Below are 11,458 nucleotides of genomic sequence, written 5' to 3' on the forward strand. Positions count from 1 at the left end.
ATCAGCTTTTACAGCCCTACTCAACTGTGCGGAGGTGGGACGACGAAATCGAATTCTAAAGAATTACCGATTTCTGTCCCACTCTCTTCATTCGACAGGTTTAATTGTCAAGATTAATCTTCTATAAGACTTAATCTTCTTTTTTCTTCAGCCTTGCTACAAGACTAGCTACTAAGCCTAACAGTCCCATTCCTGCCAGTGCTGCTACCTGTGTAGAACGGTTTCCTGTATTTGGCAAACGACCACTGTCTGTTTGACTTGCTTTTCTTGCTTCCGATTTTGTTTCTTCAGCCTTTATTTTTGCTTCTTCAGCTTTTGCTGGTGCTTGAGCAGGTCTTTCTGCAGATGGCTGAGTCGGACTTTGCCCTTTCTTAACTTCTACAATCCGAGTTTCGCCCTTACCAGCCTCTTCTGGTTTTTGAGGAGTCACATGGTGAGGTTCAGGTGATGGCTGAGAATCTTCTTTCTTCGTTCCGACGAGGACAATTCGATCTGTCGGAGCTTGGAGAACTTCTCGTAGCTTCTCTTCTCGCTTGCCATCTGGATAAACTTCTGTGAGAACTCGTTCCTGACCAATTTGGCCTTCTTGAGCCACACGCTTTTCTCCTAGTTTGAGCGTTGGATCCTCTTTTTCAGCTGTTTGGAAATTGAGCTCTTGTTCGAGGACTTCTAGACTTGGCAGTTCCTCTTGGACAGCAGCTGAAGTTTTCCCAGTCACTGGTTTCTCCTTGATCAATTGGATGCGGTATTCCTTGACCTGCTTACCATTTTCTGAAACAAACCGCACCAAGACTGGCAAATGATCATCTCCACTATCCACAACCGTTGAAGCCACTTGGTCGCTCTCTGCTACGGCAATCTTCGGACGTTGACCTGTATAAGTCACTTGATAATTTTGACGCTCTTGAGAGAAGTCTGGCAGTTCTTTTCCATCTACCAAAATCTTAGAATTTGTACTTTCCTTAGCCAATTCACTTGGTGCCAAGAAGGTCATCTCCGTCAGAGCAACTCCATTCTTGTCATCTTTTCTTTCCATCCGCCATCTCATCGCTTTCGACTTGACAGCCTTAAAGCTTGCTGTAAGTTCAGCGCCTGCCTGGATTTCCTGATTGATGTTATATGGAACAGCTTCCCAGTTGTCAGGGTTGTTAAAAGGATGATTTGGTTCGTAGGCTTGATAGTTTGAGTAATAGACAGGAGCATCAAAATCTGGTCCAACATAGCGCTCTAAAACAAGCTTAGATGGTGCATCTGTTCCGCTATCGGCAAAGAAGCGCAGTTTGGCTTGAACGACCGTCCGCTTGACAATCTTGCCTTGGTTCTTGAAGATAACACCTACTGAGACTTCTGGATTCGCTGATGGAGTAGCAGACCAGTTTGTCCAACGACGACTATCATCATGATCCCCATCATTGATATAGTCCACACGGTCATGAGAACCTGGGTCAATATCATTGGTTGCTGAAGCAAAGGCTTGATTGCTATTTTCATCATAATATGGATTGTCTGACACAGACGCGCCCTGCTTGTCGGTCACTCGGACAGAGAGCTCGACAGGTAGGTCACTACCTAGCAGGCGACCTCGAACAGTAAATTCGCCAGCTTTTGCCAGATTTTCAGCTGGAACTGGCTCCCATTCAACAGTCAGGTCTTTGACTTCATAGTCTGATTTACCAGTGAAGTAAACAGGAACTTTGTTTGGCAAGTCTAGGCTTTGACCTAGGTGAAGCAAGCGAGACTGTTTCACCGCTGCTACTGGCTTACGAGCCAGCAAGTCTTTATCATTTGTAAAGTGGAGACGGTATTCCCCGAGGATATCCCCATTTTCTGCCTTCACGACAACACGAATAGGATCTCCCTCATGGACACTTGGCACGACTGTTGCCAGACCATTATTGCTGACACTAGCAGTTACTGCTGGTGCTTGCCCGTCATTAGCTGGGAGATAATAGTCAGTCAAGCTTGGGTTAAAGTTTGGCAAGTCTTGGCCAGCCACTTGGATGCGGGTTTCTGCCTCTTTCGCTGCAGCCACTTGTTTCGAGAAAATTTGGACTTCTGTGATCGAGGTTCCCCACTTGTCATCCGCTCTCACCATACGAATCCGAAGAGCATAAGTATCGACTTTATCAAAGTTAAAGTGATTCATTTCCCCAGCCTTGAGCTGATCTGGAGCTTTGAGGTTGGTCACCGGTTTCCAATTGGCAGCATCGTTGAAGACATGCTCTTCGCTTTCGACAAAGCTAGGATTTTTAGGTACAGTCGGAACGGTCTTGCCAGCATAATACTCGATCACGTAGGATTTCGGAGCCCCAACTCCGTGATCTTCATGGAAGGCTACGTTCAGATTGTCTACTGCCCGCTTGGTCATAATACCAGAATCTCCAAAGAGAACGCCCACTGAAGCCTCATCTTGGCGGTTCCAGTTTGTCCAACGATTCGCTGGTTGGTCATTGTAAGAAATCACCTTATCATTGACATAAGATACTGGGTCACTCGGATTGGAGTCCGAAGCAAAGGCCAGTGGCAATTCTGAACCTGTCCATTGGTCCGAAATATTGGCTCCATGTTCAGTCTTAGCAGATACACGGACATGGAGTTTGGTTGGCAACTGACTGCCTTCTACCTGACCAGTGACCGTGAAGACACCTTCTTTTTGATATTGACTTGGCGAAATAGCGTCCCAAGTGACTTTTGCTGAGGAAACTTGGCCATTTGAATGGTAAGTCCGGACACTCTCTGGCAGGTGTGGTGCTTCCGCAAGTGGAGTTGTCACGCTGACTTCCTCTACTGCGACAATGCCTTCCACAGACACCTTAGCACGCGCTTCCCGCTCAATACCTTCAACTTTTCCGACCATTTCAAAAGTGTGGTAGCGTTCAAGTTTTTCTTTTTCTACAGCCTGCCAAGTAACCCTATGAACTTTAGGGAATCCTTTGTCGTACTCAACCGTCACGGTTGTTGGCAGTTTTGGTTCTTGATGCAAGTCTGTTACCACATGGACTGGGCGGACTGCTTGAACCACTTTCTTCTCCGTATTGGCTTGAATCACTAGTTCCACTTGCCCTTCAGCACCGTCATACTCTGCTTTCAAAGTCACATTTCCTGGCTTGTGTAGTTCCAAGCTTCCTTTATGAACGGCAACGTCTCCTTCACCTTTCGTAGAGAAGGCCACCTTATCAGCCTGTAAAACTGCCTGAGTGCCATCTTGATAGTGCGCCAAAACAGTTAATTGGACAGTCTGGTCTTCTTTGAGACCGTCAGCTTGCTCAACTTGGAGGCTCAAATGGTCAATTTTAGGAGCTTCTTCTAGGAATTGCACTGCATAAGTTTGCAGGGCTCCGCCATCTTTTGGCTGGACATAAATGTTTGCACGCATACCGTTTGAAGCACTGGCTTGAACCACTGTCACATCCGCATTTTCAGCTGTAGCTGTCACTGAAGGGAGCTGCGCTCCATAGGCAAGGCTCTGATAATGGACTGGTTTTTGACTGGTCAGGTCCGATACTGCCTCACCACCTACAGTCACTAGTGGCGGCACAGGCCCAGCTGCTTCCCCTTCTTCCACGAGCAAGGTCGCAGAAATGGTATCGCCTGCCAGATGACCGGTCATTGGAATACGTGAACCTACCACAGACAGTTTGGCTTGATCTTCTGGCGCGATTTCCCATTTATCTACATCATAATGTTCGACACTGCCGTCAGTTAGAGCAAGAGGGATCGACTTGTCTACACTGCTCAAGTCCGTTCCAGGAGCTACTCGTTTGATGACTGGCAATTCTCTTTCAACAGCTAAAACTTCCACATGTGCTTCTACTTGGCGACCGTCTGCCTCTCCTTTGACGGTTACAATACCTGAGTGGCTAACGTCTGCTTGTGACCAAGTTACAGGGCGTTCCGCACGACTACCGTCACTGTAAACAAAAGGAACTGTCGCTGGCAAGCTTGGAGCTTGTCCCAAAACTGTGCGAACTTTTGGCACTTCCGTACCCAAAACAGTCTTTTCTTTCTGCTCGTCCTTGCCAGTAAAGACTGTCACTTGGTCTGATTTTAATAAACCAGAATGGGCAGTCAGCGTGAATTTACCGGCTTGGTCTGTTGATTTGACAATGGCAACTCCCTTACCGTTAAAGGCTTTGCGGATCCAAGAGCCGTCTGCTTGTTCCTTGTAACGTTCACGACTAGCTTGCTCACCATTATCCACACCGACAAGCTGGCCTTGTCCATGCAACTGGAAGCGAACGAGGTTATTGGCAGTTGGCACGACATTGCCGTCACGGTCGACGATTTCATAGTAGATGTAGGTCAAGTCTTTTCCATCTGCTGCGATAGCGTGCTCTTCCTTGACCAAGCGTACACCTGCAGGCTGACCTGCTGTGACAATCTTGTCGCGAGCAATTTCTTTACCTTGCTCATCACGAGCTACAGCTTCCAAAGTTCCCGGCTGATAAGCTACTTTCCACTCAAGATAAAGTTCTTGAGGATTTGCTCCTTCTTGATAGCTGCGGCCATCGCTGGTTTCTTTTTTATTAAATTTCTTGACTCCCAAAGATTGGTTGTTCAAGTACAATTCGACACTAGCTGCATTGGAGTATGCACGGACTGGTATTTTATTTTCAGCATCTGCAACATTGTCTGCCAAGTCTTGATCTTCCCAGTTCCAGTGAGGAAGCAGGTGAACCATAGGTTTCTTCTTAGCTGAAACCCACTGACTTTGGTAAAGGTAGTAGTCATTTTTAGGAATGCCCGCCGTGTCTACTATTCCGAAATAAGAGCTCTTTACAGGTGTACTGTTTTGGTTGTGCCAAGGAGTTGGCTCACCGATATAGTCTGTACCTGTCCAGATAAATTGTCCTGCGTAGCCCGCATTGTCTCGGTCAAAGGTCCAAGAAGCAGTTGCCGTTTTACCCCAGCCAACACGGTCATTTCCATAGTCAGACTGCTCATAGTTGCGCCAAGACTGATTGCTTCCGACCCATTCTTGCTCTGGATGGAAATAGCTGCCACGCGTACGAGTAGCCGAAGAGGTTTCAGAACCATAAATCAACCAGTTTGGATGTTTGGCACGTAAGGCCTTGTAATTATCTTCTGAGTAGTTAAAGCCAACTGCATCCAATTCATCTGCGATTTTCTCGTGGCCACCACTACCATCACCAAAGCGGAATTTGTCAGCCCCCATCGTGACATAGCGGGTCTTATCAACTGACTTGATGACCTTGACTAAGCGTTTAACAGTCGCTAACGAATGAGCATCGCCGTTTGCTTCACCGATTTCATTTCCGATTGACCACATAACGATGGCTGGATTATTTTTGCCTCTTTCAACCATGGTCCGCAGGTCATAGTCAGACCATTTTTCACCCTTTTTAGCTTCTGGGTGAGTCGCATCTTTTTCAAAGAAACGGCCGTAGTCATAAGGCTTCTTACCTCCATACCAAGTATCAAAAGCCTCTTCTTGGACCATCAAACCCAGCTCTGCCGCAATCTGCAAAGTCTGCTCACTAGCAGGATTGTGGGTCGTACGAATAGAGTTGACCCCCATCTCCTTCATTTGCTTGAGGCGACGATACTCAGCCTTATAGTTTTCTTCTGCTCCTAGAGCCCCGTGGTCATGGTGCAAGGATACTCCGTGGAACTTGACCTTCTGACCATTGAGAGAGAAGCCTTCGTTTGGAGTCCAGTTGTAATATCGATAGCCAAACAAGTCTTTCTTCGCATCGACGAGCTGACCATCACGATAGACCCGTGTTACCAGCTCATACAAGGCAGGCTTATCATTAAATACAGTCCACAACTCCGGCTTTTCTACTTCTAAGCTTGCCTGAATGGCACTGCTCTCGTGGGCTTTTATTTTTTGGCTAGCAGTGCGGATGAGGTCTGTGACTGCCTCACCTCCACGTCTGACAATCTGATATTCTGCTGTGATTTCGTGGTCTTTATCGTCTGTGTTGACAATCTTACTGGTCACATGAGTTGCAACCTTACCGTCTTGTTGTTTCTCAAGCTCTGGCGTTAAGATAGTTGTACCATTTTTCTCAACATGAACCTTATCTGTCACTTGCAAACTCACATCACGGTAGATCCCGCTTCCTGAATACCAACGGCTACTTGGTTGCTTGTTGACAACGTGCACAGCGATGACATTTTCCCGACCATCTTTGTGGAGGTATTTAGTGATATCGTATGAAAATTGGTTGTAGCCATTAGGATAATGCCCAACCAGCTGGCCATTGACAAAGACCTGCGAATCCATGTAGACACCATCAAATGTGAGGCGAACATTTTTATCAAGATCTTTTTCGTCTAATTTCAGAGGCTTACGATACCAAGCATCTCCACCATTGAGCTGGCCACCTTCATTCTGTGCAGGAGACTCATGGTCAAAATCAAAGTGGATACTCCAGTCATGAGGCAGGTCTAACTTTTTCCACGATGTGATATCCGTCTCAGCTTGGACAGCTTCCTTAGCATTAGCATTTAATTTAAAGTGCCAATTCTGATTAAAATTCACTTTTCTATCTTCGATCATTTGGCTCACTTCTTCCTTGGTCGCAGATTTTATCTCAGGCTGCGCAGCTTTTTCTTGAGTAGCTTCTTGGCTATTCTCTTTTTCGCCATTTTGAGATGCTGCTGAAATGTCCTCCGCTGCTTTAGAAAGCTGAGGACTTTCTTCTTTTTTCTCCTCCTGAGAATGCACAACAGGCTCAGCTGCCTGATGTGTCACTGGTTCAGCAGTCACTTCTTCCTCAACGGTTTTTTCCTCCACAGGCTTTTCTGTAGCAACCAACGCAGTTGTCTCCTCTGCATAAACTGGACTTGCTCCCGCTACACTCGCTCCAAATAAGAGGAAGCAAGTCCCAATCACTATCGAGCAAACGCCAATAGAAAACTTTCTTATGCTATAAACTCTCTTTCGATTCCAATGATCCTCTCCCATAGGATCCTCCTTCTTTTTCTTTGGTAACCGCTTCTATTTTTAAAAAGAAAGCGCTTTACTTTTATAATCGTTTCCCTCCTATTTTATAAAACAGGATCGTTTATCTCAATAAGCCAAGAACCTTTTTTATATTTTTGAGCGTTTTTCCTAAAATTAGGAGAAAAACAAACTTTCTCAAACATTCCTATAAAAAGGATGAGTGATTATCACCCATCCTTTTCCTATAGATTTATCATATAAATCATCCACTCTTAGAATTTAGCCAGGTATTCCTGCACAAGTTTGATGTCTTCTTCCTTGCCACCTCGGTCAATATCGCAGATATGCGGCAGCCCATATTTTTCGATAATCAAAGGTGTAGCCCCGCAGAAGGTCCGTCCATGCTTCACCGAATCTCCATTATTGACAAAACCCTTAATCAAGCTTGAATGTTTCTTAATAAAGCGCTTAGTGGACCAGGGAATTTTCCCAGCCCCAGCATTTCGCGTGATCAGAATACAAGGCTCTTCCAACTTTTCCTTGATGCTTTGTGTCGGATAGCCCAGCGATTCTGCAAATTGCTTCCCAACACCCGTTACTGAATCATAAACTATAATCATTTCCTCTCCCTACTTTCTCAAAAGAAGCACTGCTAGAAAAGCAGCAAAGCCTATAACAGCCACATCCGATATCAGTTGTAAGAGAATTTCCAAATCAGGCATACTGTGAATATAGAGCAAGATACTGATCACCGTCAAGGCCAAGACCACCAGCTTGACAGATACTGCTACACCTTGCATCACAAGTAATCCAAGTAAGATACAAAGGAGACCACCAATCAAAAAAGACTGAAAGCCCAAACTCAGACCAAGTCCAAATTCCACCCCGCCATAACCAAGGGTCAAAAAACCAATCACAACTAGGCAAAGCCCCAAAATAGTCCTTCCACTCAACAGCATTTCACCTTGTTTCATCATTATTTCCTCACTTTCTAACTTGAATGAATAGATTATAATATTCATTCAAACCTTCTCAAAAAATTATTTTCCTCTAATTTGCTTTCTCCATCGCTCTACATCACACAAATCCACCTCCTTACTTGAATGAATTCTTTTACGAATTCATTCACCTCATCTTCCAAGAAAAGGAAATTCTTATTTAGCAAAAATTCCCTTTAAAAAATATTTCACCAAGGTCTCGATACTCTCAAAATAACCTGGAAAATCCTGCTCTGTCACATGCATGTCAATGTAGTAGAGCAAATCATAAGCCTTCATGATTTGGGCGACTTCCTCTTGTGAAAAGCCCTTCTCCTGCAAACGCTGGCTGAAAGTCCGAATCAGAAACTGGTGAAAGGCATTGGCCGCGCGGCCAGCATCCTGATTATAGTAGTCGTGCAAGATCTGAGAAATGCCCGGCTTGCTCCACTCCGCTAAAATTTTATTAGGCGAAATCAACTCAAAAGTGACTGCAAAAAGCTGCTCAACGACTGCCTCTGGCTCACTCTGCCAATCCACGCGCTGCATGGTTTCCTCACGTATGCGGTTATTCTCAGCTACATAAACCTCTAAAAAAATAGCTTCCTTGGATTCATAGTACTTATAAAAGGAGCCAACAGCCATGCGGGCACGCTTGGTAATATCTGAAATATTCGTCTTTTTATAACCCTTCTCAGCAAAGACCTGCCTAGCCTCAGCCAATAATTCAGCTTTTTTGTCCATGACCTTCTCCTTTTATGAATGAATTAAATTTTCTATTCATTCAAATTATAACACTTTAAAAATCTTTGTCAAGAAAAGCGGAAATCGTACTTTGGAAAGAAGACGGCAGTTTGAGATAATAGCCCCTTTGTTAAATAAAAAAACAAACAAGTTCTTGATAAAACTTGCTTGCGTCTTGGATAGATTAGTGTTTTCTACGATTTTTCAAGGCCTCGTTGATTTTCTTGGTTTTAATCATCGAATCAATAGTGACAAGAAACCAAACCAAGAGGTAAATCAAAACAAAACTTAGCCAGAAGGACCAACCAAAGAGCATAGTCCCCCAGCCATTGCAGATCATAGCTAGACTAACGATGGTCGCTGTCACTACAAAGTGGCAGAAAAGTAGGAAAGGAAATGGAAAGCGGTCTGTCGCGTCAAAGATATAGCTTGCAACTCCGATCAAAGCGCTGACAAGGAGGACACTGAGAATTGAACGCGGAGTCAAGAGACTTGTTTTTCCTGAAATAAGGCTTACCAGCAGAAAGACCAAGCTACCTGTTCTCAAACCATCCTGCATACCGATCAGAATTTTTTTAAAGGTCATGATTTTCCTCCTAAATTCCCAAATAGTCCATAAGCAGCTTGACATAACGGCGACTGACATCGGTTTTGATCTGATTGGTCAGCTTGGCAGTCATATTGCCCGAAAAACTATCCGACAAAGATTCTAGATGGTCGATATTAATGACTGCGTGGCGAGATACCTGGATAAAATTGCGACTATTGAGACGATTTTGAAAACGAGTCAGCGTTTCTGTCGTTGTATAAACGCCCTCGGTACTGTAAATCATCAAGGTTGTCTGATTAATATCGGCCAAGATAATATCCTCTGTCTTGAGCATAACAAGCTTATCATCCGACTTAATAGGCAGGACACCACTTGGTCCAGCCTTGAAGTTTTCCAAATAATCTAGGACAGCCTTGGCCTCACCAACCAGCTGATCCGCTTTCACGACGACCAGCGGGTCTTGGGAAGAAATCTGAGCATCTTCTTCAAATCTTGTCTGCAAACCTAGGCCTCCTACTTTCTTTACTTGAAGCTCATCCGTCGATTCAGCAGCCAATTTTGACCTAGCCAGAACAGGGCTGCTACCGTGAGCACTACTCCAACTATATAGTATGTTTCTTGGCTTGTCAAGAGCTTTTGCCATTCGATACGGATACCTAGGAGCTTCTCAAAGTCTTGCTGGAGCTGACCCTGACCAGCAAAAACTTCTGTCAGAGAATCCTTCATCAGGACTTGTCTGAAGAGGGAAGCCATGTAGGTTGAGGGAGTCAGTTTCATGAGATTTTGGGCAAGGCTGGGCAGAGTCCCAATCGGAATATAGGTTCCCACTAGAAAACCAGAGGCGGCACCGATGACCGTTGCGTATTGCCCCAAGGAATTCACCGATTTGAAATAAGGAACAACTAGCGCATTGAGGAGACTTGCCAGCAAGCTATTGAGCATCATGAGGCCGACCAGCTGGGGAAGAAGCGTCCAGTCAAAGGAGATCTTGTCCGCTAGGATAAAGTAGGTCAGCATGACAGCAAACATGAAGACCTGCATGACAAAGCCAATCGCAAAGGCACTGATTAAGTAGCTAAACCGCAAGCCCCATTGCCCCAAATCTGTGATAAAGAGGTCAGCGGTCACCTTTCTTTCTCGGTCTTCAGTTTGTTGCGAAAAAGCTGATAGGGTAGTTGTCAAGGCGGTGACAGCCAGCGTTCCGCTAATCAACCAAAAGTCGAGCAGCTCCACCGCATGGCTACTGTCTGACCAAGAGCCTTTCATGTTGTTCTTTAGGAAAACAAGATATAAAACAAAGGGAATAATGGCGCCAAAGAGAGATAGAATCACCCCACTATGATTGCGAAAATAGAGTAAAAAATTTCGTTTGATCAACATTAACATTTAACGTACCTCTCTTCCTGTCAGAGCCATAAAGGCATCATCCATGGTTCCGGGTTGGAATTCAAATTGTTCAATATAGGAGCCAAGCTGGCTCAGCAAAGCCAAGGCTTCCTTCGTCGTCTCAGGATAAAAGAAAAACTCATTTTCCTTACCTTGCTCCCATTCACAGCTAGTCGGCAAAGCAGCCTTCAAGCCCTTTGAATCTGGGGTCAGAATCCGCAAAACATTACGGGCATAGCGCTCCTTGATCTGATCAGCAGAGCCTTGCGCGATGACTTGACCATGGTCTACGATATAAATCTTATCTGCGTCGTCGGCTTCATTAAGATAGTGGGTGGTCAAAACTACGGTCATCTTTTCCTTCTGCTGCAGGTCTTTGAGTAGCTTCCAGATACTTTCTCTAGTCTGGATATCCAAGCCTGTCGTCGGCTCATCTAGAAAAAGTAAGTCGGGACTATTGAGCAATGCACGGGCAATGTCCACCCGACGCTTTTGTCCACCAGAAAGGGTCCCGTAGCGTTGTTTGGCAAAGCTAGCCAGGCCTAGTTGCTCGATCAATTGCTCAATCTTACCAGTCGCCACCTGCTTGTACTGCTTGGCACGGATTCGCAGATTTTCAACTACCGTTAAATTAGCATCCAGCACACTATTTTGAAAGACTACGCCCAGCTTGGTTTGTTCTGCATAAATGATTTGTCCTGATGTCGGCTGCAAAAGCCCAATCAACATCTGAATTGTTGTCGATTTTCCTGCTCCATTTGGCCCTAGAATGGCTGTGAAACTGCCTGACTCAATTTCTAAATTCAGGCCATTTACTGCTACCTTGTCTCCATAAACTTTGGTCAGATTTTTTACTTGGACTAACATGATCTTTTCTCCTGTCTTAAC

At 45.0% G+C, this 11,458-nt stretch carries 7 protein-coding genes and 1 pseudogene; all 8 read right to left on the minus strand.

Annotated elements, in window-relative coordinates; translation table 11 throughout:
* Positions 1-130 precede the first annotated feature (130 nt).
* A complete protein-coding gene (bgaA, locus tag A0765_RS06480) occupies positions 131-6,934 on the minus strand; it encodes an LPXTG-anchored adhesin/beta-galactosidase BgaA (RefSeq protein ID WP_062005433.1) in 6,804 nt (2,267 codons plus the stop codon).
* Positions 6,935-7,185: 251 nt separating this feature from the next.
* Entirely contained in the window at positions 7,186-7,533 is a 348-nt protein-coding gene (locus A0765_RS06485) for a class Ib ribonucleoside-diphosphate reductase assembly flavoprotein NrdI (protein WP_062005435.1), read from the minus strand.
* A 9-nt stretch (positions 7,534-7,542) separates the two neighbouring features.
* The gene (locus A0765_RS06490) at positions 7,543-7,890 is read right to left on the minus strand and encodes a hypothetical protein (protein ID WP_062005437.1); all 348 of its coding nucleotides are present in this window, start codon (positions 7,888-7,890) and stop codon (positions 7,543-7,545) included.
* Between the two features lie 177 nt (positions 7,891-8,067).
* Positions 8,068-8,634, minus strand: coding sequence for a TetR/AcrR family transcriptional regulator (locus A0765_RS06495; protein ID WP_062005439.1), 567 nt, complete (start codon positions 8,632-8,634; stop codon positions 8,068-8,070).
* A gap of 184 nt (positions 8,635-8,818) precedes the next feature.
* On the minus strand, positions 8,819-9,220 hold the full coding sequence (locus A0765_RS06500; protein ID WP_061910067.1) for a DUF3021 domain-containing protein: 402 nt from the start codon (positions 9,218-9,220) through the stop codon (positions 8,819-8,821).
* Positions 9,221-9,230: 10 nt separating this feature from the next.
* Entirely contained in the window at positions 9,231-9,686 is a 456-nt protein-coding gene (locus A0765_RS06505; RefSeq protein WP_062005441.1) for a LytTR family DNA-binding domain-containing protein, read from the minus strand.
* Between the two features lie 20 nt (positions 9,687-9,706).
* Positions 9,707-10,570: an ABC transporter permease gene (locus tag A0765_RS06510; protein ID WP_062005443.1), complete on the minus strand. Its 864-nt coding sequence runs from the start codon at positions 10,568-10,570 to the stop codon at positions 9,707-9,709.
* Positions 10,571-10,788: 218 nt separating this feature from the next.
* Positions 10,789-11,437, minus strand: a pseudogene (locus A0765_RS06515) (ABC transporter ATP-binding protein); the annotation flags it as partial.
* Between the last annotated feature and the right edge of the window lie 21 nt (positions 11,438-11,458).

Source organism: Streptococcus cristatus (assembly GCF_001588905.1).
Lineage (GTDB): Bacteria > Bacillota > Bacilli > Lactobacillales > Streptococcaceae > Streptococcus > Streptococcus cristatus_N.